Raw genomic sequence first — 22,996 nt, 5'->3', positions numbered from 1 at the left:
GCTTCGCTCTGCCTCCGGCAGCCGAATACTCGCTCCGCTCGTTTCGCGCGTCCCCGCGCGAATTGCCCGCCTCCGGCGGGGCGTTATGGAATTGGCCTCCGGCCATTCCAAAACGTGCGTTCCTCCGGAACGGAAAAGATTTGAGGGATTGTGCGTGCCTCCGGCACGAAAAGAGGCTAGTTTTTACTGTGGTTGACGGGGGTTTAGTTGGGAGATCGTCATATCCGTTGTCCGGCGTGAGGGTTGAGGGAATCTCCGATTCCCTTACAGGCAAGCCTATTTGATTGTATTCCGTGGAATAAAGTAAACCACGGAATACCGGGAAAGGGGAATAGGGCCCCTCCGGGGCCCGAACCCCCTGGGGAGGGTGAGGGGTTGAACCTGCCTCCAGCAGGACCGGACAGGCAGGGAGGGGCCGGAGCACCGGCCCACACACCCCAGCCCGACCCGGGGCAGCGACCCCGGTCAGCGCGACGGCCCCGCCCGTCGCGCAAACCCACACCAGGCCGCCCCCAATCCCCGACGCCGCCGCCCAACCCGCCCCCGCCCCATTCCTCACTCATCCTTCAACCGGCGCGGGACAAGTGGCAGCAGAGGGGATGTCAGACCCCCAACCATGGGCAGAACCCTTGGTTGACCTGTGGATACGTCGACCCTCCCCAAGAGGCTCACGCAAGAGTTGTTGCAAGAGAAGACGCAGGAGTAGCCGCAAGAGAAGACGCAGGAGATGTTGCAGGTTCCGGCCGGTTTTGAGGTGCCGGACAGGAACCAAGAGTGTATAATTGATTTTGAGGGACACGGGAGCGGCAACTTCCATCCCGACACCAACCCAACTCCCCCAGGTCATCAGTCACCTGGGGAATCGGAGGAGACAACGTGCGTGTATTCCGGACGCCTGATGAGGCGTCACGATTCATGCAATCAGAGATAGACCAGCCCACGCCCCGCCGATCTATGCAGCTGGGTAAAGGAATCCTCTTTGAGGCTTTCCCGCTTCCCCTGGGTGCACATACCTTCACCAACGTCTATGACGTGAGCTGGGACCCGAAATCGGTGAGTGCAGGTATCCACATCCCTGCACAGCCCACCTCTGTGCAGCCATTCATGGGGCAGCGTGGCACGCTGGCTGCGGCAAGCGGTGCGTTCTTCTTTCTCGCAGACCGCGCCTCTGCCATGCCCCGTCAGGCAACCCTGAACCTCGTTGCAAGCGGCGGCGAAATTCTCAGCGTCCCAGTTTCCGACAGGGAAACGCTGGTCTGCCAGTCCGGGCGTCTGTCCCTGCGGTATGTCCAGGCGCGGGGGGTCCTCCAGCTCAACGGTTCTCAATTGAATTGGGAGGGTACGCGTACGGGCCGCCTCGCAGACTGCTACGTGTACGGCAACGGAAACTCCGAGATCCTTCGCAAGAGGGATGAGGTGACGGGGACCGCACGTGTGCTGGCGGAGAGCTCTCGGTACACCACGGCGCTTTCGCCTCAGTCCGAGTGGGTAGACGTCGCGTTTCAACGCGAGGTAGGGACCAACGGGTACGTATCCACGGCTGCCGCACCTGAGGGCCGCATGGATCTGTTCAGCGCTGATCTCGTGGTGCGCGTACCCCGGAGCGTGACAGTCATGGACCGACCCAATGCGCTCCGGATCCTGAGCGTTGGTCCGTTTGCTGCAAACGGACTTCCGGAGTCGGCGTTGTCGGTTGGCCCTTCATTGGCCATAGGGGATGTGCCCTCTCACCCCACGAATCGTGATCTTTCGCTCGGGGACAACGCGTGCTTCTCTGACGGACCGTTGGCTCGTATGACGGTGTTCCAGACCAAGGCAGGTCGGGTGCACCTACGGTTGTTCGACGGGCGTCCGGGATCCGGGACGTTTGCCGGTCCCACGCCCAGCGAGGCCAGCGCAGCAATCCGGTCGACTGTTGATGTGGACTGGGGTTGCTTCATGGATGGGGGACAGACCGCCCGAATCTGCGTCCAGGAGGGGGAATCGGTTACCAGCTACGGCAACCGGCATTACCTTCGTTGGCCGAAGAACGGCGAGGGTGATTTTGTGTGGACGCCGGACGAGGGCCGTCCGGTCGGGAGCGTGATCACTCTGTTCTAGTCGAGTGTGTGTGTTGCTGGGGCTGAAGGTCCCAGCAACACACAGCGAGGCAGGCACCCCTGACTCCGAGGGAGACACGGAGTCAGGGGTGCCTGCCTCGGGGCCGGCGCGGGTGTTTCGGGGTTGCCGGCCTAGCCGGTCGAATCAGGCTGTTGAGAGCCAGTCAGTTCTTTTCGAGTCGGTGACCGTATCGAGCGGCGAGCGCAGTGACGTCGGGGTCGCCGAATGCTGCGCGCATTGCATCAAATTTCTCGATCTTGTCATGCCCGAATCGTTTGACGTAGTTGGCGTATGCCGTTGCGGTCATGAATTTTGGCGGGGTGGCTTTGCTGTGGAACTTGTCCGCGTACATCACGACAAGTTCTTCCGGTGTCTCGGCGATGTAGTCCTGCGAGGGAAGGGGAAGTTGCTGTCTAATTACGTCGCTTCTCGTGAGACCAACGCCGGTATGGCAAGAGCAGAAACGGCAGATTGTTTCGGGGAACCCCTCGTTGCGCAGAATCTCATGACCGAGGATTCCATGTTGGACATAGTTCCTTTCATCGAGGTTTCCTTTGGTGTCATACAGCTTATAGACGCCGATGTCATGAATGAGGCAGCCTATCTTCACCAACTCCGTATCCAAGTCAAGTTCTGCACGGTTGATAATTTCGCAGGCGAGGTTCCAAACGATCTCGCAGTGGGTGTTTACGAGTTGGAAGGCATCTACAGTGGGTGCGTATTTCTCGTGCAACGCACGAACCTGATCAACGCTTGGGAGAGACATTCGGTGAGCGTATCAAGGCATGCCGCCCCCAGGAATGGTGTATTATTGATTTTGAGTTTAGGCGGCAACCTGGCTCAGTCTCAGCCACCAACCCGAGGAGCCCCCTTGAACACCGGAACGGAAACCGTTGACGCGGTAAGCCGACTCACGATCCACCTTGCTGGAGAGCACGAGACCGATGCTTCAATTGGTCTGACGCTCATTCCCATGCTCAAGATCCCTACGGCCATCATCGAATTCCGGCACCCTACCGGCGCGCGCGTGTGGTGGGAGGGCTGGTGCGAGGCCGCCGAAATGCTCGATCGCATCTTTCCCGAACAGGTCGACACAGGCGAATTGCGCGAACCCGAACTCACCATCAATTCGTTCGTGATCCTGGACGACGCGCCACGCCGCGCCAAGATCCGGGCGCGCAGCGCGGCAGTGAGCCCCGACGGAATCGGCGCATTGTCCGTCACCGTCGGAGGTCTGACGATCGCGTGTGCGTCGCGCAGTGCGGTCGAGTGCCAGGTTCGCGGGTGGCGCGAGGCATACGACGTGTTCGCCAGTGACGGAGGATTCGGGCTCCCGTCCGCCGACGAGGTCGCCGCGCGCGTACGAACCGACCACGCCCGCCACGGCGTCAACGAACTGTCCACGGCCGCCGAGGAGCAGCAGGCAGGCCGGACGCAGTGACAAGCCCAGGGTGGGGCGACAGCCGGTCGCCCCACCCTCCCAAAGCCACAGCCATCAGAGAAGGGGACAGCATGACCGCCACAGGGCCGATCAGCCGGGGGCAGCGGGTACGCATCGAGCGCAACCCCACCCGGAGCCTGGCCGCCTACGCCCGCCCGAGGACCGCACTCCGGTCCGCCCCGTGGCCGGAGGTGTGGGAAGGCACGGTGTTGCAAGTGGCCTACGAGGACGACGAGTTGACCGACGTCGAGATCTACGGAAGGCGCGAGAGCACCGGCGAGACCAAGCGGGTCACGTTCAGCCTCACCCGGAACGCGTTCTTCCGTACGACGGTGACACCGGTGGAGTCGTCCTAACTCGCCACGTCCGGGGGGTGATTGTGGGTTGAGATCACCCCCCGCAAGGGCGTATTATTGATTCTGCGGGTGAGCGGCAACTCGCCCGCCACCAACTCAGCAACCCAAGGCAGGGGAACGATGAGCGAGTACCAAGACCACGTACGGCGGACCCTCGAAGGGCAGAACGTTGACCCGGGCGAGGACTTCGGCATGGACGCGATGCGGTGGACCCCCGCACCCGTCAGCGACGCCGAAACGGACGAGGCCATGCACACCGCCGCGGACACGGCACACGCGTTGCTCGACCGAGCGGCGGACGCGTACCTGTCGCTCCTGAACGCCGTTCTCGGCGACGGGACGCACCACATGGTGGCCAACGCCAGCACGCCGCACGGTGACCTCACCGAAGGCCAGGAACTCACCGTCATGGGTGACGCCCTGATCATCAACGAGGTCGCATCCACGCGGGTGTGCGCCGTAATCGCGGCGTCCATGGTCGGGTACGCGACCGGCGCACTGGTCGTGCGGACGTTCGCCCCCGACGGATCGGAATTCGTACGCGGCTGGAAGGTCCGGAACTTCTGGCTTCGGCCGCTCACCTCCGAGGCCATCCGGGAGGCGTACAGCACCGACCCCAACGGCGTGCCGTTGGCCCCAGAGCCGGGAGTCGAGTTCCGCCAGGCCGAGCGAGTACCGCGCCCCGCTCAGGACCAGGCCGAGACGGGCGACCGAGCGGCCAGCCGCACCGCGCCTCGGGACAACCGGCCCCCGAACCGCCGCAACTGAGCACCACCCGCCGGGCCGGTCGCCCGACCGGCCCGGCGGGAACGCCCCTGCCCCCCTGCCCTGCCTCCCGGTGTGAGCGGCAACTCAAACCCGACCAGGAGTGACCCGACATGACCGCGACCACGCGCCCCGCCAGCAGCACGAGCGCCCCCGCCCAGGCGCCGGCCCCGGCCCCTGCCGAAGTGCCGGCGCCCACCGCCCCACCCGCCGAGCAGCCCCACGCGGCGGACGCCCGAGGGGTGGCCCTGCCCCGCAACCTGGCCCGCCTCACCGCCCAGGGCGAGGAGGCCGGTTGGACGGCCACCGTCCAGACGCAGCCCGGACACTGCGCGCTGCTGCTCACCGCCCGTCAGGAGGCCGGGGAAACCGTCCTGCGCTGCGTGTGGCGACTCACCGCCCGGGGGCACCGCTGGGACGGCGCCACCCTCACCCGCTACGGCCAGACGGCCGCCCAGGGCATCGCATGGCGCGCCGTCGCGGACCTGGTGACCGCCGAGGCGCCCACCGCCCGCACACAGCCGACCGCGCCGGACCGGGCGGACGCTCCGGCGCCCGGTCCGGCCGAGACCGCGGCGGAGACTTCGGCCCCCCGGCAGCGTGCCCGTAAGGCGCCGTCCGTGGCGGAAGTCGAGCGCGCGCGTAGGGCGGCGGAGGAGTGGCCGGAAGCGATGGAAGCGCGGTCGCTGGGCGACCGTTACGAGGGGGAGTTCCGGCGCTCCGACCTGCTGTCGGAACTGTCCGTGTGCGGTGAGCGGTTCCCGTTCCGCTTCCATTTCAAGTCGGGCGGCGGACACACCGTGACCCTTCCGACGGGGGACGTGCGCGGCACGTGGGGTGAGGTCACGGGGGCCGCTATCGCGTACGTGATCGCGGAGCGTCCGGCGGCGGTACTGCGGGCGACGGCCGAGACGGCGCGCGTGTACGGCATCCATGCGGAGCGCGCGGCGGAGAAGGCGGAGGAGCACGCACAGACAGCCGTGTCGGTCGGCATGGCGCGCGCTGCCCTGGACACGGTCCATGCGTTCGCTCAGCGCATCGATTGGGACGGGCTGACGGACGAGCAGTACGACAGCGCCCGGGGTGCAGTCCGTGAGGCCGAAGAGTGCGCAGAGGGGGCAGAGTCCGCGTACGGGCTGGGCGACGTCGACACGGCCCGTTGGGAAGCGCGTGACTCTCTCGCCGTCGTGCGCTGGTTCGGGCTTGACGTGCCGTCGGCTCAGGAGTGCGCGGAGCGTGCGCCGGAACCGCGCGCGGTTGCTGGGCGGGTGCGGCCCCAGGCGTCGGCGTTCCTGCTGCGCATCACCCGCCCGGGGTGGGAGGGGCCGGCCGAGAAGACCGAGGTTCCGGCCGGCGACGCTCCGGCCGGTAGCGGCGTGACACCGGACGTTCCGGCGGAGGGGAACGAGGTCAAGAAGACCCCGGCGGTGTTGCCCGACGTCGTGTCGTACCCCGGCGGGGTGGACGGGTGGGAGACCGACGGGGGCGCGGTTGAGGTGCTGCCGGTGATCTGCTACAGCAACGGGGGTGGGGTGTTCCCGGTGGCGTTCCGTGGCCCGTATGAGGGCACGGTGCGGGTGTCGCGGGCGTGGCTGACGGAGCGTGCGCGCCGTGAGCTGACCGTGGCGCGTGAGCGGCTGACGGTGGCAGAGGAGCACGCGGAGACGTGCGCAGCGTGGCGGCGGGATGCGTACGACCTGCACCAGGAAGTACGCCGGTCGGCTGGTGTGCTGGGTGAGCGGGTTGTGGTGCATTACGAGACGTCCGGCGGGTGGTCGGAGCGTGCCCGGGAGGCCTCGTTGGCGGCGGACATGCGGCGGATGAATGCGCGGGATGCGGTCCGGCGGTGTGAGCGCGAGCTGTCCGGCCTGGAGTCGGAGGCGGCGGAACCGGGGCACCGGTCGAAGTCAGCGCGTGCGTTCCTGGCGCGTGCCATGTCCGGGGATGTTCCGGCCGGCCGTGGGGCGTGGGTGTCCGCCGACGGCGGTACGGCGGTGATGTTCGAGCTTCCCACAGACATCGACGTGAACCCGGACGTGAGGCACGGGGAAGCGAACGAGCACCGTCGGGCATTCGTTGACCTGTTGGCCGATGCCGTGGCCGCGCGGGATGAGGGCCGCGCGCTGATCGGCCGTGACCTCCCGTCGAAGAAGACGCACGGCCGTACGGCCGGGGTCGAGAAGGGGCAGGCGTCCGCCTCGGTCAAGGGGCTGGACGTCAAGCCGTGGAAGGCTCCGAAGGTTCCGGCGGAGGGTTCGCCGCTGGACGTCGAGACGCTCGCCACGTGGGCCACAGTGGGGGACGTCGTGGCGGAGACTGAGGCGGCCTCCGGGGTTTGGCTGCCCATGGCTGCCGTGTCGTTCGCGGAAACGGCCATGGCCAACGGGTGGACGGTGGCCATGCAGCGCAGCACTGACGGGGGCACGGTCGCGGTGCGCGTCGCCGGTGTCGCGGTTAAGAACGGTGAGCCGCTCGCCTATGAGTTGCTCGCGGTGTGGGACGGCGGGGCGTTCCGTGAGGACCGTTCGGCGGTGTGGGTTACCGGTCGGCGGGTGACGGGCAAGCGCACCCCGTTGTGGTCGGCGCCGGTCCGGGTGGGCCGGTCGGGCAAGCACCAAGATCCGTCGATGTTGGCGACGGTGCAGCATGCGGCGGAGCCGGGCACGCTCGCAGGGGTTGCGCTGAGCAGCTCGGCGCCTGCCCCCGAGGGTGTGAGCGACCCGGGCGGCATGGACGGGTGGGAGGGCGAGGGCGGAGCGCTCGCGCGGGATGATGGCGGAGAGCTCCCCCCGCCGGCAACCCGTGACGAGGTGTCCGCGCAGGCGGCTGACGCGGTGTCCGACCCGTCCGGGGCGGACGTGTGGGAGGCAGAGGGCGGCACGGTGCCGGGCGTCGACACCCCGGCCCCCGTCGCGGCAGCTGTGGCGGTTATGCCGATCGACTGGGCGAAGCCTGCCGGGCGCGGTGACTGCGCGGCGGCAAATGCGTGTGGCGGGTTCGGGGTGCTGCTGTGGGACGTGCCCGGCTGTGCTCCGCGCTGCGCCGAGTGCGCCGCACGGGTCATGGGGCACTCTCCGGCGGCACTGCGCGCGCTCACCCTGCCCGGGGACATCGTGGAAGCGGAGGAGGGGGCCGAGGCGGCGGACATCGTCATCCGGCACACCCACGAAGACGGCACCACCGTGGAGGGCTCCGCCAAGGGTGACGGGGTGTGGGAAGCGTTGCGCCCGCTGGGCTGGACCTACCGGCGTACCCCGGGGATCTTCATCCGGGGCAGCCGCTACAAGGGCGCCGACCGGTGGAAGATCAACCGGGCTGCGGACGCGGTGCGCGCACTCGGCCTGTCGTGCGCTGTGGTGATCGAAGAAACCATGTCGTTTGCGGAGCGGGAGGCCGCCCGCGTGGATGCGGCCGAGGAGCGGACGGAGCGGTTCACGGACCGGGCCGGACGTGCAGCGGCATCCTCGCAGTCGGCGCGGGATGCCTCGGACCGGATCGGCGAACGGTTCTGGATGGGTCAGCCAATCCTGGTGGGCCACCATTCGGAGGGGCGCGCCCGCCGGGACCAGGAGCGCATGCACAACGCGATGCGCAAGAGCATCGCCGAGGGCGAGCGCGCGGGCTACTGGGCATCCCGTGCGGCGGCGGCGGACGCCTACGAGCGGTACCGGAAGAACCCGGGGCGCACGCTGCGCCGCATCGAGAAGCTGGAGGCGGAGCGGCGCGGCGTCCTGCGGGAGCGTGACGGCGTTGACGACAACGGCCGTACGGCGGATGTGTGGCGACGCAAGCCGTCCGAGGCACGCCGGGAGGAGCTGACGCGCCGTCTGGCCGAGTACGACGAAGAGCTGACGTACTGGGCGGAGACCATCAAGGAGGCAGAGCGGCGCGGCTTCAAGGTGTGGGGTCGGGCCGACTTCATCAAGGGTGATTTCGTGCGGTGGCGGGGGTCCTGGTACGAGGTGACCCGGGTCAACGCCAAGACGGCGACCGTGCCGCACATCCACGCCGCGTTTGATGGCGGCGCCGTCGGCGCCGTCGGCGACTGCCGCGTGGTCACCCGCGCGGCAACGGCTGAGACCCGGCACAAGGGCAGCACGTACACGCTCCCCTACAACGAGGTGAGCGGGCGTATGTCGGCCGAGCAGATGCGGGCCGCCCTGGCGGGCGAGGCGATCCCAGCCGACCCGCGCGACATCACCCCGGAGCCTGCCCCGACACCGGGTTCATTGCCGCCGTCGCCGCCGGCCTGACCGTCACCACGCCGACCCCCACCGCCTGACCACCCCATGGCCGGGCGCCCACGGCCCCCGGCCGCCTCCCAGGAGTTCTCAGAGGAAGCACAGCTATGCGACTGAGTAAGCGCCGAGCGACCACCCTGAACCGACGCGCGCGGTTTCTGCACCAGCACCGGAAGCAGCGGGGCACGTTGCCGTGCCTGGAGACCGGCGGGACCCAGGTCTACGCCTACTGGAGCTGCGGTGAAGGCCTGGTGGTGTCCGTCCATCTGGACACCGGCGAGGTTCCCGGCGACCTGATCAGCCCGGATGGAACGATCCCGATCCGGATCACGGTCAACGGTGAATGTGTCTTCAGCGCCGACTGATATTGAACCCCTCCCCGCAAGGGCGTATTATTGATTTTGCGGGTGAGCGGCAACTCACCCACCACCAACCCAACTCGCAGCAGAAGGACAGAGCATGGACTACATCGACACCAAGGACGTGGCCGCCGAGCTCCGTAACCGCCTGAAGAGCGCGTTCCCCGGTGTGAAGTTCAGCGTGCGCAAGGGCACCGGTACCGCCTCCGCGTGGATCTCCGTCTACTGGACCGACGGCCCCTGCACGGCCGACGTCGAGGAGCACACCCGCCCCATGCAGGGCGCGCAGTTCAACGGCATGGAGGACCGCTACGAGTCCACCGACAACACGGTCACCGTCACCGTCAAGGGCCGGAAGGTCACCGGTAAGCCGCTGGTCGACGGCATCAACACCCACCGGGACGTCTCCGACGACGCCCTGAAGGCCGCCGCCGTCCTGTGGTCCGAGGCCCACGACGGCACCGAGCCCCCCAACAGCGGCATGCTCGCCGCCTGTGTCGTCGACGGCCACGTCATCCAGGAGAACTGGGCCCCGCAGCAGATGTGGCAGATCGCCAGTGACGTTGTCCTTCCCCAGCGCTGGGCCGCCGCCAAGGAGCAGGCCGCCACACAGGCCGCCCGTCCGGCGAACGCCCGCGAGCAGGGCGACGAGGGCGCGGAGGGACTCGCGCTCCAGCACACGGACGAGGACGGGACGACGGTCACCGGTACGCGTCTGGGCGACGGCGCCGCCGACGTCCTCAAGCGCCACGGCTTCAAGTGGCACCGCAAGAACCAGTACTGGTACGCCCCCGGCAGCCGTGACCAGCAGGCCGACACCGGGTTCATGGACGCGGTCGCCGCCGACCTGCGCGCCGAGAACCTGACCGTCACCACGGCGCAGCCCGAGCCGACCCCCACCGCCTGAACCGACACCCGACCGGCCGGGCGCCCCCGGCGCCCGGCCCACCGAGCGGAGCCCCCATGTCCACGCACCTCCCCTCTCAACTCACCGGCGATCGCCCGGACCCGGGCGCCGCCGTCACCGACCCAGGCACCGTCGAGGCGTGGGAGACGGACGGCGGAGCCGGCCCCGCGGTCGAGCCGACCGGCGACACCCCCGCGGCCCGTCCCGCCGCACCGTCCACCGCCGAGGTCGCCGAGCTGCCCACGAGGGCGCGCACGCTGGTCGAGGCAGCGACGGCGAACGGGTGGGACGTAACCGTCACCTCCCAGGGCATCGTGGAAGATGCCCACGTACGCACGATCACCCTGACCGGTGCATTCCCGACGCCGACCACGATCGCTGAACTCACCGCCCGGTGCGTGTGGTACGGCTCCAGCTACTGGGCAGAGGGGTCCGAGCACAACGGCCGCTATGCCGGCGGTTTCGGCGAGTTCCTCGCGTGGGTGCGTGACGCGCCCGCCATGTGCCGAGCGGGCAAGGAAGCGGGATGGATCCAGCCCGGCAGTCCACTGCCAGGTACAGAGCTGGAGACTGTGCCGCTGCCGCAGTGGTACGAAGGCGCGCCCCGCGAACGCATCCTCGTCCGCGACGCGCGCATGTACGCGCGCTACACGCAGACCATCCACCAGAACGACACCGGCATTCCCGTGCGGGAGGCCCCCGGATACGGTCGGCCCCAACTCAGCGTCGACGCGGTACGCGCATTTCTCGGCGGATCGCTCGGATTCTGGCTGTCCAGCCAAGCCACCGTCACCGACGACGAAACGATCATCTACCGCCAGACCAACGGGCATTCAGCCATCACATTCACGCCGGATCGGGACTCCGGTGTCATCATCACCCACCCGGAGCGGTACATCACGGCTGACGCGTACCGCGTCACCGGACACGGTCACCTTCCGCAGGTCTGGACGCAAGCAGCCGTCCGTGAGGCAGTTTCCGAAGCCACGCGCCCTGGCCCGATCGACTGGCCGGACGGCTGGGCATGCCCGACGAGTCCGTGAGGTTCGCCCCGCGAGGCTTCCCCTGGAAGTCCGCCGACGTGTACATCGCCGAGCCCACCGCCGCACCCCAGTCATGGGGGCCACGGTGCGGGACGTGCGGTTGGTACGTGGCGGAGCACGACCCCGCGCGCGGGTGGGGTCGCCGGTGCAGCAACGTCCAGCCGCCGACTGACACCTGACGAACGCCTCCTGACGGCGCGCAGCGCGGACGCCGTCGTCATGGCTCCCCCTCGGACACAGGACCGCCCTGGAGCGGTCCGGACAACCCGCGCCAGAACCTCTCCCCCTACCGCGAAAGGCGGCATGCCATGGCCGGAAAGCTCAGCAAGGAACAGACCAAGCAGCACCACCGGGCGTGCGAACTGGTCGGCATGGAACGGGACTTGACCGAGGAGGAGCGGGAATTCGTTCTCGACCACTTCCACGAGTCCGCGAACATGGGCCGCACCCTGGACGGCGCGTTCTTCACACCGGCCGAGCTCGCCGGCGAACTCCACCACGTGATCCCGGGTGACCGCATCATCGACCTGTGCGCGGGCATCGGTCGCCTGGCCTGGCACGCCCGCGACTACTGGAACCGGCGCTGGGAGCGTCTGCCGCCACGCGAGATCTTGTGTGTGGAGAAGGACCCGGAGTATGTGCGTGTCGGGCGGCGCGTCCTGCCGGAGGCGACGTGGATCTGTGCTGACGTGCTCGACGTTCCGGGCCTGAACCTCGGTCCGTTCGACTGCGCGATCAGCAACCCGCCGTTCGGGCGGATCAAGCGCAGCGGCCACGCCCCCGGGTACCGAGGGCCGCTGTTCGAGTTCCACGTGATCGCGGTCGCCGAGACGCTCGCCCGGCGGGGGGCGTTCATCATCCCGAGGGAGTCAGCCCCGTTCCGCATCGAGACCGGATTCGTCTCGCAGGACTCGCCCGCGTACGAGCGCTTCCACCGCGAGACCGGGATCAAGCTCCGCCCCAACCCCGGCATCCCCACGGACGAGTACCGCGACCAGTGGCGCGACGCCTCACCGGCCGTTGAAATCGTGGTGCACAACCGCGACGAGGACGAGTTGGAGGCCCAGGCGGAGCAGGCCGCCGCCCGCGCGGCGCAGGAAGCCGTGGCCAGCCGCCCGCACAAGCCGAAGGCCGAGCACGCCCGTGTGGCACCCAGGGCCGCGCAGCCGGCCGGGTTCGGCGACGGCGGCGGGGACACCTTGTTCTGAAAAAGGGATTGATCAACCCCTTGAAGGTGTATTATTGATTTTACAGGTGAGCGGCAACTCACCGGCCACCGACCGACCCACACCGAGCAGACAGGGAGCCGCACATGGGCGCCTACGGACACGACATCGCCGCCGGAATGCTGGTCTTCGACCGGGAGGACTTCACCGCCTACCGGCCCGGCTCGGAGCCGGTCTGGCTGGTCGAGAAGGTGGCCGGACACGAGGAGCACAGCCCTGGCGGCACCACCGTCTACAGCACGTACGCGCACGTGCGGAACGCCGAGGTTCACGGCAGGGACACCACCCCGTCGAATTCCGGCTGGACCGGCACCAAGCCCGTGGGGCGGCTGGTCGAGGCCGCCGACGAGGACGACCACACCAAGCCGGGCACCTTCCGCATGGACCGCGCCATGGTGGCCTTCCTGCGGGCCACCCGCTTCCGGGGGTCCACCTCCGACGACTACCCGACCGTGCGCGACCTGGTGAACGCCGCCCCCTACGACCGGCACGGGTTCCTGGTGGGCGCGCGCACGGTCACCCCGCACGGCCTGCGCTACGAGCTGGGCGCCCTGTCGGTCTGCCTGGGGAACCTGTTCTGCGACCTGGAGGCAGGCCGCATCACGGCCGCCGACCTGGAGGCAGGCGGCATCTCCGCGCCGCTGCTGGAGGCCACCCGCGAGGCCCTGCGCACCGCCGACTCGGCCGTCCGGGCCTGAACCGTCCCGCCGGGCGCCGACCATGGCGCCCGGCCCCCTACCGGATGAGCGGCAACTCATCCGGCACCACTCGAAATCAGGAGGACACCGCGATGACCACGATCCGCCGGAACTGGACCAAGCGCGTTGCGGAAATCCGCACGGCGGCCCGCACCTGCCGCGCCTACGACTCCGACAGCGGCAACATGCTGCCGGTCGACCCGGCGCGCGCATTCGAGGCGTGGGAGACCACGCCGCGCGCCCGGCTCACCGAGGACACCCCCGGGCAGAAGTGGACGGTCCACGTTCACTCCAACCGGTTCTACGAACTGACCGCCGAGGCCCCCGCCGCCCCCGCGGACGATGCGCCGACCGCCGAGGTTCCCGCGGCTCCCACCGCCGCGCCCGGCTCTGGGCACGCGCACCAGGCCGCCGGACCGGCCAGCGCACAGGACCGCAGCGCGGCTCGCAGGCTCGCCCGGCGCACGCGGGCATCCGGTGTGCCGGGCCATGACCGCCTGCCCCGTCACCTGCCCGCCCTGGCGGTCGATCTCGTGGGAAAGACCGTCCGCGTGAAGCTCGCCCAGGGCTACAGCCACGAGCAGATCCGGGACGCGTTCGAGCAGGAGCGGGCCGAGGCCGTGACCGCCGGAGACGCCGGGAGGGTTGCGGCCCTGGGGACGGTGCTCGATGTACACGCGGCGATGGTGGCCGAGGAGGACGCCGCCCAGTCGCCCACCACCAGCCCCGCACCGGCCAACCACAGCCACAGTTCCCCGCAGGAGCAGCAGCCCGCCCGGCACCGCCCCGGCTCGCCGCGAGAAGAGCGGGTGAGCAGCGACAACGTGCTGTCCCGCATCGATGCGGTTCTGCACGACGCAGCCGTCACCGACGACCCCGACGTCAGCGACGACGCCATGCGGTCGGTCCCCCTGGTCGACGCGGACGAGTTCGTCCACGTCTACACCCGCGCCCGGGCCCTGGCAGACGGCGTCCTGGTCGCCGCCGACGCCGAGTTGGCCCGGGAGGCCGGCTTCCGGGTTCCGGTCGCCCTCACCAGCGCCGTGTGGGAAGGCTGCGTGGCCTGGAACGAGGGGGACAGCGAGCGGCAGATGCCGCAGGACGAGCGCGGCCGCCTGTGGGACGTGCTGACCATGACCCGCCACGCGATCCGGCGCAGCGGCGGGGGCGGCGGGCAGGTCACCGTCGACCTGCGGCGGGTGCCGCGCGACGGCCGCACCCGGCAGGCCCGCCCGGTCCAGCTCGTCTGCGCGATCGGGCCCGGCGACCACGGCGAGCCCGTGATCACCATCATGGAACCCCACGAGGACTGATCACCTAGCCAGCCCGGGGGCGCACCGCCCCCGGGCCCGGCCCTGAAAGGACCAGCCCCGATGACGACCCCCGCAGCAGTCGCCGACCGCGTTGCCGAGATCCTCGGCGGCAACTGGACGGCCACCGCCGGCCCATGGAAAGCCTCCGGCCACCTGGACGCCCCGGGAGCGGAACCGTACGCGCTCCACGTCGACGAACGCGGCGAGCTTTGCCTGTGGGCAAGTCTCAACCCCCTTGGCCCCATCGCCGTGTTCCGCGAAGTCCACACCCCCGACGACAGCGAGGCGGTTGCCAAGGGCATCGCCGAGGAGATCCGCCAGCATCACACCCCAGCCGACCAGGGATAAAAGGCCTTGCCCCATTCACTAAATGGCGTATAATTGATTTCACGAGCAAGCGGCAACTTGCTCAACACCAACCGACCGCACGAGGAGCAATCCGTGAGCGACACCGCAACCACCACACCGATGCAGCGGGTCACCCTGCAGCTCGGCCAGATCCGCGTCAACGAGAACAACGTCCGCCAGGACCTCAACCTGGACGAGAAGTTCCTCAAGTCCGTCGCGGCCAACGGCGTGAAGGTCCCCGTCGTGGTCCTCCCGCTCGGCGAGGACACCTACGAGCTGAAGATGGGCCACCGGCGCTACTTCGCCGCCCGGGCCACCAAGGAGACCGAGGCGGAGCAGGACGCGATCGAGGTCCCCGCGTACGTGCTCGACCCCTCCCTGCGCGAGGCGGGCGAGGACTTCATCGACCAGCTCATCGAGAACGACGACGACTACCGCCGGGGCCTGACCGAGCTGGAGCAGGCCGACGCCCTGTTCGGCGCGGTCGGCGCGGGCATGAAGCAGGCCAGGGTCGCCGAACTCACCGGTCGCTCCCGCAGGGACGTGTCCCAGGCGGTGAGGACCGCCAAGTCGGTGGGCGAGCGGACCCGTTCGGCACTCGCCGAAGCCGGTACGTACGACCTCGACCTCGAAGTCCTCGGTGTGTTGGGCGAGTTCAACGACGACGCCGACGCCGTCAACCGGCTGCTGGAGGCCTATGCCAAGGGCCGCTTCGAGTTCCAGGTGCAGTGGGAGCGCGACGACCGCGAGGAGCAGCGCGCCCGCGCCGAGGTCCGCCCGCAGCTGACGGCGGCGGGGGTGCGGCTGGTCGAGGACGGCGACACGCTTCCGGCCACCGTCGCGCCGCTCAGCGAGCTGGACGGCCCGGACGGCGAGCCCATGACCGCCGAGGCGCACGCCGAGTGCCCCGGCCACGTGGCGACCTGGGCCGAGAACCCCCGCGAGCCCGGCGAGGTCGAGTACTTCTGCACCGACCCGGAGCGCTTCGGCCACTACCCGCCCCAGGAGGACGCCCCCGAAACGGACGGCGACCAGGCCGAGGAGCAGCCGCAGGCGACGGGTGAGGCCAAGTCGTCGGAGCCGTCGCGCGAGTACGTCAAGGCGGGCAACAAGGCCTACCGCGCCGCCGAGAAGGCCCGGCAGGGGTGGCTGAAGGACCTGATCGGCCGCAAGACCGCACCGAAGCCGCTTGCCGCGTTCATCACCGGGCAGCTCCTTGCCTGCCCCAAGCCGGTGGCTCAGTGGGTGGGCGACGCGGGCCGCCGGGACCTGGTCAAGGAGCTGACCGGCTACGACCAGCCCGCCGAGCGCGCCGCCACGGCTACCCCGGCCAAGCTCACCCTGCTGAACTTCGCGGTGCTGGCCGCGACGTTCGAGAAGCGGATGGGCGAGGTCCGGACCTGGCGCACCGACAGCACCGCCCGCTCGGCCGTGTACGAGCTGCGGGAGATCCGCGAGGACGCCCGCACGTGGCTTAAGTTCCTCGCCGAGATCGGCTACCCGCTCTCCAGCGTCGAACAGGCCATCGTCGACGACGAGCCCTACCAGGAGGGCGAGCCGGAAGCGGCCGACGCCGACGGACAGGCCGCCGAGGACACCCCGGACAACCCGGACGCCGTGAGCGCCGAGGACTCCGAGGACGCGTCCTGACCTGCTGCCCGGGCCGGACCTGACAGTCCGGCCCGGGCCCCCTCCCCCTTCCCTCTCTGCGCGCCGCCCGCCCGGAAGGCCTCGCCATGCTCCGCTCCGAACTCCGCCTGAACGCCTCTCTGTTCGTCGCCCAGGCCGCCGTCAGCAACCACACGGGCCTGATCGCCCGGGCCGGGCTCGCCATGCCGGCCGCGCCGTTCGGCTCCCCCGCCTGGCAGCTGCCCGCCCTTCTCTCCTACCTTCACCGCCTCCACCAGGACGAGGAGGACCCCTCCCCCGAACTGTGGCGCGCGCACACCGAGCGCCAGACGGGCCCGGTGCCCCGGCCGCACATCCGCTACCAGGCTGACGGCCTGCACGATGCGGACGCGGTGTGCGTGCTCGACATCCAGCTCGGCCCGCGCGACGAGGCCATTGGCTGGCCCGCCGCCGACGTCGCCGTCATCGAGCAGGAGGAAGGCGCCTGCCCCTTCGGACGCGTCACCCGCCGCCATGGCGTGGAAGCGATCGCCGCGTACACCGCCCAGGAGCTGACCGCCGAGCACGCGGCGCTGATGGATCGCGCCCGCCAGCACCAGGACGCCTACTTCGTGCGCCTCGCCGGACTGGCCCAGCGCGCCGCCGAGTGGGCCGACAAGGTCCGCGCCGCCGCGCACGCCGATGCCGTCCACGTCCAGGCCGACCGCGCCCGGGCCCGCATCACCCGCTGACCACCCCCGCACACCCCGCGCCGACTGCCGCCTGTGGAGGCCTGCGCCATGTACGAGTTCGAGCCCGCCTCTCCGACCTACGCCATCTCCGACACCATCGTCGAACACCACCTGCGCGGACGTGACCACACCCGCGCCGACCTGCCCGGCGGCTACCGGCTGACCCTGCGCACCCGCGAGCGGCACGGCCAGCTTCAGGCCACTCTGGCCGCGCCGTCGCCCACCGGCCCCGCGCGGATCTGCACCGCGCGCATCAGCGCGCACACCCCAACGCCTGTCACGTCGCGCATTCTCGACGCGGTGACCCGCTACGCCCCGGCCCTGCCCGACGCCCACGACGCCCGCCCGCCCCTGGAGGCCGTTGCCCGCCTGCTCACCACCGGCGCCCCGTTCCAACGGCCCGACGAGCCGGGGCTGTTCGTCCGGTTCGGGCATGCGGAAGCCTGGCTGGAAGGCAGGCGGCTCAGCGTCACCCTGGGCAGCCCCGGCAGCGGACTCAGCCTGGTCCTGGGCGGCCCGTGGGACACGCCGTCCACCGCCCGCCTCACTGCCGCCGTCCTGCGCGAGCTGACCGAGGCCGCACAGCTCGCCGGCCAGGTCGCCTCGCTGCTGCCGCCCGGACCGTGGCAGGTCCTGTCCGACCAGTGGCACCCCGATGCCGCCCTCATCCTGCCCGCAACCCGCCGCCCGGACCCGGAAGACCCGCTCGGCCGCCGCATCTCCCGGGCACTGCGCACGGTGCAACACGACCTGAGCGCGGCACAGCCGGACTGGGACTTCCAGGAGCTGATCGCCGCCGAGGGCTCGGCCGTGGCCCTGCGCGTCACCCTGCGCGAGCGCGCCGTCCCCCGCATGGTCCGCAAGGTGGTGATGCTCGATGGCTTCGTCCCGGACGAGGTGGGCAACACCCGCACGACGTTCACCCCTGCTGACCTGCCCGCGCCTCCCGACTTCGCTCCGGCCCCACCTCCACACGAAGTCCCGTCCCTGGACCTCCACGTCGCCCCGAAGAACGAGCGCCACTCGTTCGGCGTGAAGCTGGAACTCGGCGACTGGGCGTACGCCTTGGAACCCCGAGCCGTCTTCTACGGGCCCGGCTGGTACCCCTTCCACGAGCACGTGACGCGCCGGGAGAAGGACCCCACCGCCCCGCTCCATGACCGCGACGTGCCCACCGGGCGCACCGTTCCCGCACGGGTGCAGCTCTCCCCCGACGTCGAGAACTTCGCCTGGGCCAACGAGTACGTACAGCTCACCCCTGTCGACCACCGGGTCCAGGCGCGGCTGCACCTGTACGCCGGCCAGGAGCGGGGCTCCACCCTGGTGCGCACCGTCACGCTGGAGATCGACCTACGGGCGAAGCGGGTGATGCTCCCCAGCCAGATGCCCACAGCCCTGCGCCACCAGGCGGAGGTCAAAGGCCAGCGGATCCTCGATCTGCTGCTGGCCGCACGACGCGAACGCCGACGAGGGGCGAGCGAGCCGCGGGCCGTCCTCGCTCCCTGGAACCGCGGCGACCCGCCCAGCGCGGACACCTGACGCGGTTCACCGACCGCGACAGCCACACCCACTCGCCGTTTTGCCCCACCGCCGGTCCGGGGCGGCAACCCCGGACCGGCCTCCCACCAACCCGCCCGAGTGCAGCCACCAAGGAGGCGCCCCGTGAACTCCACCCAGCCGACCACGCATCCGGCCATCTCCCATGACCACAGCGCCGGTCCCCCTGAACTCCAGGTCTCCGGCGAAGTCGGCGGCCGGACGGCGGTCTTCACGCTCCGCCCCACGTTCGCAGAATCCGTCGACCCCGGTCCGCTGCTGGGAGTCGCCGTACACGTCGCCACCCACTTCCGTATCCCCCTGACCTTCACCGCCACCTTCAACCAGGTCACCGGGGAGCGGTGGGAGCTGGTCCGCGTCCTGTGCGACCAGGACGACTACCTCGCATCGGTCCGGACGGTGCGCCCCCAGGTCGCGGCGTGCGCCACCAAGGTTTTGGAGGAGCAGCGCGCGCAGATGGAACCGCTCCTCGCCGTCGCCCGTGAGCGTGAGGCCGCGTACGCCCTGGCCGAGGTCTACCGGGCGCGAACCGCAGCTGCCGACGCTCACCGCCTGGTGGACGCAGCCGAGGGCGAGTTCAACCTGTTCGAAGTCTGCGAGGAGCGGGCCGCCGCAGTGATCACCCAGCTCTCCAGGCGCCCCGGCGCCCTGCCCCACACCGGTCCTCCGGTCGTACGCAGCACCTCCTACGGCCGGGTCCTGGTCCTGTGCCCAGTCGGACACCTGGTGCAGTCCGTCAAGGCCGAGGACTGGAGCGGCTCCCAGCTCGCTGCCTGGTGCGCCGATCCCGCCTTCACCGTGACGTGCCACGGCCAGACCGGCGAGCCCCTCCCCCACTGACCCGCCGGCCGGTCCCGGGGCGGCAACCCCGGGACCGGCCCCCTCACCAACTCGAAGGGCACCCACGTGAACGCCGTACTCACCGCCCCAGCCCCCCGCGTGCTCACGCCGACGGTGGACGCCGAGACGTGCACGTGCACGCCCGCCGTCCGCTACGCCTGCGGCCACTGCTACCACGACCAGTGCCTGGACTGCGGGTTCTGCACCATCGGCAGTTGCGTCTGCCGCTGCGAATACGGTCTCGGCTTCCACCCGAGCGACTCGCCGGCCGAGGGACCGATGTTCTGGATCGGCGGGCACCACGCCAAGTGGCTCTCCACGTGGGGCGTGCCCATGTGCGTCTCGCGCTCGACACTGACCGAACGCGCGACGCTGCCGCGCGCCGCAGACGCCTGGGTGTGCGACTCGGGCGCCTTCTCCGAACTCGGCGACCACGGCGGCTGGACGGTCAGTCCGTACGCCTACGTCCGGGAGCTGCGCCGGTATCGCGACGAGATCGGCCTTCTGGTCTGGGCCGGCCCGCAGGACTGGATGTGCGAACCCGACATGATCGCCAAGACGGGCCTGTCGGTGGGTGAGCACATCGACCGCACCGTGGGCAACTTCGTCGACCTGATGGCCGAGGAACCCGGTGTCGACATCATCCCTACCGTTCAGGGCTGGCGACCGGCCGGCTACGAGGCCTGCTTGGACCTGTACGACAAGCGCGGCGTCCGGCTGGCGGACTATCCGCTGGTCGGGGTCGGCTCCGTATGCCGCCGCAAGTCGGTCAAGGACGTTCAGGCCGTCCTCGCCACGGTGGCCGCCGCCGGGCTGCGCCTGCACGGCTTCGGGCTGAAGACCCAGGCGCTCGAAACGTGCGCCGAGTACCTGGCCTCCGCCGACTCCCTTGCGTGGTCGCGCGATGCCCGCTGGAACGCCCCGCTGCCCCAGTGCGAGGGCAAGCACAAGAGCTGCTCCAACTGCGTGCACTGGGCGATGCGCTGGCGCGAACGCGTCCTGGACGTGCTGCACGCCCCCCCGTCAGCTGATGCTCCCCACCACCTGACCCACCGCCCGCTGTGCCGGTCCCAGGGCGGCAACCCCGGACCCGGCCTTCCTTCACCAACTCACCCACCCCGAGGGGAACACCCTGATGTCTGCGTACGAGCAACCCCCGCTCGATCTCAGCGCCGTCTGCCAGCGGTGGAAGAACCGCCGGCACAGCTGGAGGCCGACCAGCGAGGGCGGGTTCGACTCCACCCGCTACCCCCAGTCGTCCGCGAGATGCCGAACCATCTGGTCCACACAGCGAAGGCCTTCGTGCGCGCCCACCACTACAGCGGCTCGTGGCTCCGTCCGCTTCGCCTACGGTCTCATCGACACCGCCGCGCCCGCGGCCGGCCAGTTGGTGGGAGTGCTCACCCTGGGTATCCCGACCCAGGCCGCCGTGCTCACCTCGGTGTTCGGCCGGCTCACCCCGTACGAGGAGAGCTTGGAGCTGAACCGGCTGGTGCTGCTCGACGAGGTCCCGGCGAACGCGGAGACGTGGGCGCAGGCGTGCGCCTTCCGCCTGGCGGCCGCCCGAGGCGTGCGTGGGGTCGTGGCGCACAGCGATCCCGAGCCCAGGACACGCCTCACCGCCCACGGGCCCGAGACGATCTTTCCCGGCCACTACGGGACGATCTACCAGGCCAAGGGGATGGACTACCTGGGCAAGACGCGCCCGCGGCGCCTGACCATGCTGCCCGACGGCTCGGTCCTCCACGACCGCGCGATGTCCAAGGTCCGCAACGACGAGCGCGGCCGCGGCGGGGTCGAGCGGCGCCTGGTCGCCCTCGGCGCTCGCCCCCGTGACCCGGGCGAGCCGGGCCGGGCGTGGCTGGAGGAGGCCCTGCACGCCGTCGGCGCGCAGGGCGTGCACCACGGCGGCCACCACCGCTACGCCGCCTACATCGGACCGCGCACCGGCCGCCGCCTCGCCGTCACCTCCTACCCGTACCCGAAGGCCGACCAAGGGGGTGCGGCCGCATGAACGCCACCGCCCGCGTCGCAGCCAGCCTCGGCTTCGAGGGCATCGAGCTGGTCATCAACTGGGGATTGGGGGTCGACTCGACCGCGTACTTGGTGAAGATGCTGGAGGACCCTGCCGCTCACGGAGTCGACCTGGCCCGCACCCTGGTCATGCACCAGCTCACCGGGGACGAGTGGCCAGCCACCCGCGCCCACGCCGAGGAGTTCGTGCTGCCGCTCCTTCGCGAGCACCGGGTCCGGCTCGTTCAAGTCGCCCGGGCCAGCCGCGCGTTGGAGATCGCGGTCATGGACGACTCCCGGCAGCCCGAGAGGATCATCGAGCGCGGGCCCTGGGCGCTGTGGGACGAGTACGAGGCGGGCGGCACGGTTCCCCAGCAGGGCGGCATTCGGCTCTGCAGCCTGCACGCGAAGGGCGAGGTCGGTGACGCGCTGATCGCCCTGGGAATCGGCGACCGGCCGTTTCGGCAGGTGATGGGGTTCAACGCCGACGAGGCCGTCCGCAGTCGTCGGGACGAGGCGGCGAGCAAGAATCCGCTGCGCCAGGGCGTGTATCCCTTGATCGACTGGGGGTGGGGGCGTGATCGGTGCGAAGCGTTCCTGTACGAGCGGTTCGGCGTGCGGTGGGAAAAGAGTTACTGCAGCTTCTGCTGTTTCCCGGTCTCGATGGGCGCCATGGCTGACCACCTGGACCGGATGCGCGCGCACCCGGACATCGGCGGACGGGTGTTGCGCCTTGAGTACACGTCGGTGAGCCTGAACCCAAAGGCGAAGCTGTTCGGCCGAGACAGCCTGCTGGAGAAGTTTGACCCGAGCCGTCCCGCCGACCGGCCCGTCCTCGCCGCCTTCGAGGAGGAGCTCGCATGCCCGTGGGCGCTGTATCACGTGCGGCGGATTCTGCCCGTCGCGAAGGCGGACCCTGCTCGCCGCGGCCGGGCGCTGCGTTCGGTGGAGCGCGTCGACGTGGGCCGGGCAGCCGTTCTCGGGCGGCGGCTGCGGAGCGTCTCGGAGCGGCACGGCGTCCCCGTCGAGGTCGACGAACGCTTCGGGCGGGTGCGGGCGTGGATCCACCGGCGGGGGCCGGCCCTTCCGACCGTGGAGGAACTGATGGTCACCGCCCCGTTCCAGGTCCGGGACAAGCAGGTGCCGCACTTCGAACGGGAGTGGGCCGCGCACCGTAGGTTCCGGTCGTGACGCGGTCTTGGCGCCGGCGAGATTGACAGCCACCACCAAGAGCGTCATATTGATTACGCGAAACAAGCGGCAAAAGCGGTGGGCGGCGGAAGGCACCCTCTCACGAGGGTGTCGACCCAGGGCGGCAACCCCGGCCGAACGTCCCGCCGACCACCTTCACCAACTCGACTCGCCCGCCGGCGCGTGAGCGCCGGAGGAACAAAGAGGAGCAGGCCCCAAGTATAGGGCCGCGGCCAGA

19 protein-coding genes and 1 pseudogene are annotated in these 22,996 nt (G+C 70.0%); 19 read left to right on the top strand and 1 reads right to left on the bottom strand.

Going from position 1 to position 22,996, the window contains the following annotated elements:
* Nucleotides 1–876 precede the first annotated feature (876 nt).
* Entirely contained in the window at nt 877–2,100 is a 1,224-nt protein-coding gene (locus tag ACWD3C_RS29510) for a hypothetical protein (RefSeq protein WP_451149188.1), read from the top strand.
* Between the two features lie 163 nt (nt 2,101–2,263).
* Here ACWD3C_RS29510 and ACWD3C_RS29505 read toward each other — a convergent pair whose 3' ends face one another.
* The gene (locus ACWD3C_RS29505) at nt 2,264–2,866 is read right to left on the bottom strand and encodes an HD domain-containing protein (protein WP_451149186.1); all 603 of its coding nucleotides are present in this window, start codon (nt 2,864–2,866) and stop codon (nt 2,264–2,266) included.
* A 105-nt stretch (nt 2,867–2,971) separates the two neighbouring features.
* Here ACWD3C_RS29505 and ACWD3C_RS29500 point away from each other — a divergent pair, with 105 nt between their 5' ends.
* The 18 genes and pseudogenes from ACWD3C_RS29500 (at nt 2,972) to ACWD3C_RS29415 (ending at nt 22,758) form a co-directional block, all read left to right on the top strand.
* On the top strand, nt 2,972–3,541 hold the full coding sequence (locus tag ACWD3C_RS29500) for a hypothetical protein (RefSeq protein WP_451149184.1): 570 nt from the start codon (nt 2,972–2,974) through the stop codon (nt 3,539–3,541).
* Between the two features lie 71 nt (nt 3,542–3,612).
* Nucleotides 3,613–3,897 carry a hypothetical protein gene (locus ACWD3C_RS29495; RefSeq protein WP_451149182.1) on the top strand — a complete coding sequence of 95 codons (285 nt, stop codon included), beginning with the start codon at nt 3,613–3,615 and terminating at the stop codon, nt 3,895–3,897.
* A 120-nt stretch (nt 3,898–4,017) separates the two neighbouring features.
* A complete protein-coding gene (locus ACWD3C_RS29490) occupies nt 4,018–4,665 on the top strand; it encodes a hypothetical protein (RefSeq protein ID WP_451149180.1) in 648 nt (215 codons plus the stop codon).
* 110 nt (nt 4,666–4,775) lie between these two features.
* Nucleotides 4,776–8,915, top strand: coding sequence for a DUF3560 domain-containing protein (locus ACWD3C_RS29485; RefSeq protein WP_451149178.1), 4,140 nt, complete (start codon nt 4,776–4,778; stop codon nt 8,913–8,915).
* A 95-nt stretch (nt 8,916–9,010) separates the two neighbouring features.
* Nucleotides 9,011–9,268: a hypothetical protein gene (locus ACWD3C_RS29480; RefSeq protein WP_200702446.1), complete on the top strand. Its 258-nt coding sequence runs from the start codon at nt 9,011–9,013 to the stop codon at nt 9,266–9,268.
* A 94-nt stretch (nt 9,269–9,362) separates the two neighbouring features.
* Nucleotides 9,363–10,169 (top strand): LPD29 domain-containing protein, encoded by an 807-nt coding sequence (locus ACWD3C_RS29475; protein WP_451149176.1) that lies wholly within the window; start codon nt 9,363–9,365, stop codon nt 10,167–10,169.
* A gap of 56 nt (nt 10,170–10,225) precedes the next feature.
* Complete coding sequence (locus ACWD3C_RS29470; RefSeq protein WP_451149174.1) at nt 10,226–11,212, top strand: hypothetical protein; 987 nt, start codon at nt 10,226–10,228, stop codon at nt 11,210–11,212.
* A 308-nt stretch (nt 11,213–11,520) separates the two neighbouring features.
* Nucleotides 11,521–12,420 carry a methyltransferase gene (locus ACWD3C_RS29465; RefSeq protein WP_451149172.1) on the top strand — a complete coding sequence of 300 codons (900 nt, stop codon included), beginning with the start codon at nt 11,521–11,523 and terminating at the stop codon, nt 12,418–12,420.
* A gap of 104 nt (nt 12,421–12,524) precedes the next feature.
* Nucleotides 12,525–13,136: a hypothetical protein gene (locus tag ACWD3C_RS29460; protein WP_451149170.1), complete on the top strand. Its 612-nt coding sequence runs from the start codon at nt 12,525–12,527 to the stop codon at nt 13,134–13,136.
* Nucleotides 13,137–13,228: 92 nt separating this feature from the next.
* A complete protein-coding gene (locus ACWD3C_RS29455) occupies nt 13,229–14,449 on the top strand; it encodes a DUF6573 family protein (RefSeq protein ID WP_451149168.1) in 1,221 nt (406 codons plus the stop codon).
* 60 nt (nt 14,450–14,509) lie between these two features.
* Nucleotides 14,510–14,797 carry a hypothetical protein gene (locus ACWD3C_RS29450; RefSeq protein ID WP_451149166.1) on the top strand — a complete coding sequence of 96 codons (288 nt, stop codon included), beginning with the start codon at nt 14,510–14,512 and terminating at the stop codon, nt 14,795–14,797.
* Between the two features lie 93 nt (nt 14,798–14,890).
* Nucleotides 14,891–16,447, top strand: coding sequence for a ParB/RepB/Spo0J family partition protein (locus ACWD3C_RS29445; protein WP_451149164.1), 1,557 nt, complete (start codon nt 14,891–14,893; stop codon nt 16,445–16,447).
* 86 nt (nt 16,448–16,533) lie between these two features.
* Nucleotides 16,534–17,157, top strand: a complete 624-nt coding sequence (locus ACWD3C_RS29440; RefSeq protein ID WP_451149162.1) for a hypothetical protein — start codon at nt 16,534–16,536, stop codon at nt 17,155–17,157.
* A 48-nt stretch (nt 17,158–17,205) separates the two neighbouring features.
* Complete coding sequence (locus ACWD3C_RS29435) at nt 17,206–18,696, top strand: hypothetical protein (RefSeq protein WP_451149160.1); 1,491 nt, start codon at nt 17,206–17,208, stop codon at nt 18,694–18,696.
* A 123-nt stretch (nt 18,697–18,819) separates the two neighbouring features.
* The gene (locus tag ACWD3C_RS29430) at nt 18,820–19,554 is read left to right on the top strand and encodes a hypothetical protein (protein WP_451149158.1); all 735 of its coding nucleotides are present in this window, start codon (nt 18,820–18,822) and stop codon (nt 19,552–19,554) included.
* 279 nt (nt 19,555–19,833) lie between these two features.
* A pseudogene (locus tag ACWD3C_RS29425) lies at nt 19,834–20,499 on the top strand (deazapurine DNA modification protein DpdA family protein); the annotation flags it as partial.
* A 190-nt stretch (nt 20,500–20,689) separates the two neighbouring features.
* Nucleotides 20,690–21,568 (top strand): Mom family adenine methylcarbamoylation protein, encoded by an 879-nt coding sequence (locus ACWD3C_RS29420; RefSeq protein ID WP_451149156.1) that lies wholly within the window; start codon nt 20,690–20,692, stop codon nt 21,566–21,568.
* Nucleotides 21,565–22,758, top strand: coding sequence for a hypothetical protein (locus tag ACWD3C_RS29415; RefSeq protein ID WP_451149154.1), 1,194 nt, complete (start codon nt 21,565–21,567; stop codon nt 22,756–22,758). Before ACWD3C_RS29420 ends, ACWD3C_RS29415 begins: the two co-directional genes overlap by 4 nt.
* The last annotated feature ends 238 nt before the right edge of the window (nt 22,759–22,996 follow it).

The sequence above is a fragment of the Streptomyces sp. NPDC002845 genome (genome assembly GCF_053591955.1).
Note: the sequence above shows the minus strand (reverse complement) of the source record. Positions and strands in the feature narration are given on the sequence as shown.

Bases quoted from the DNA above. Each gene is read 5' to 3' on its own strand.
- ACWD3C_RS29505 (WP_451149186.1), bottom strand. From the start codon at position 2,866: ATGTCTCTCCCAAGCGTTGATCAGGTTCGTGCGTTGCACGAGAAATAC.
- ACWD3C_RS29495 (WP_451149182.1), top strand. From the start codon at position 3,613: ATGACCGCCACAGGGCCGATCAGCCGGGGGCAGCGGGTACGCATCGAG.
- ACWD3C_RS29490 (WP_451149180.1), top strand. From the start codon at position 4,018: ATGAGCGAGTACCAAGACCACGTACGGCGGACCCTCGAAGGGCAGAAC.
- ACWD3C_RS29485 (WP_451149178.1), top strand. From the start codon at position 4,776: ATGACCGCGACCACGCGCCCCGCCAGCAGCACGAGCGCCCCCGCCCAG.
- ACWD3C_RS29480 (WP_200702446.1), top strand. From the start codon at position 9,011: ATGCGACTGAGTAAGCGCCGAGCGACCACCCTGAACCGACGCGCGCGG.
- ACWD3C_RS29475 (WP_451149176.1), top strand. From the start codon at position 9,363: ATGGACTACATCGACACCAAGGACGTGGCCGCCGAGCTCCGTAACCGC.
- ACWD3C_RS29470 (WP_451149174.1), top strand. From the start codon at position 10,226: ATGTCCACGCACCTCCCCTCTCAACTCACCGGCGATCGCCCGGACCCG.
- ACWD3C_RS29465 (WP_451149172.1), top strand. From the start codon at position 11,521: ATGGCCGGAAAGCTCAGCAAGGAACAGACCAAGCAGCACCACCGGGCG.
- ACWD3C_RS29460 (WP_451149170.1), top strand. From the start codon at position 12,525: ATGGGCGCCTACGGACACGACATCGCCGCCGGAATGCTGGTCTTCGAC.
- ACWD3C_RS29455 (WP_451149168.1), top strand. From the start codon at position 13,229: ATGACCACGATCCGCCGGAACTGGACCAAGCGCGTTGCGGAAATCCGC.
- ACWD3C_RS29450 (WP_451149166.1), top strand. From the start codon at position 14,510: ATGACGACCCCCGCAGCAGTCGCCGACCGCGTTGCCGAGATCCTCGGC.
- ACWD3C_RS29440 (WP_451149162.1), top strand. From the start codon at position 16,534: ATGCTCCGCTCCGAACTCCGCCTGAACGCCTCTCTGTTCGTCGCCCAG.
- ACWD3C_RS29435 (WP_451149160.1), top strand. From the start codon at position 17,206: ATGTACGAGTTCGAGCCCGCCTCTCCGACCTACGCCATCTCCGACACC.
- ACWD3C_RS29420 (WP_451149156.1), top strand. From the start codon at position 20,690: ATGTCTGCGTACGAGCAACCCCCGCTCGATCTCAGCGCCGTCTGCCAG.
- ACWD3C_RS29415 (WP_451149154.1), top strand. From the start codon at position 21,565: ATGAACGCCACCGCCCGCGTCGCAGCCAGCCTCGGCTTCGAGGGCATC.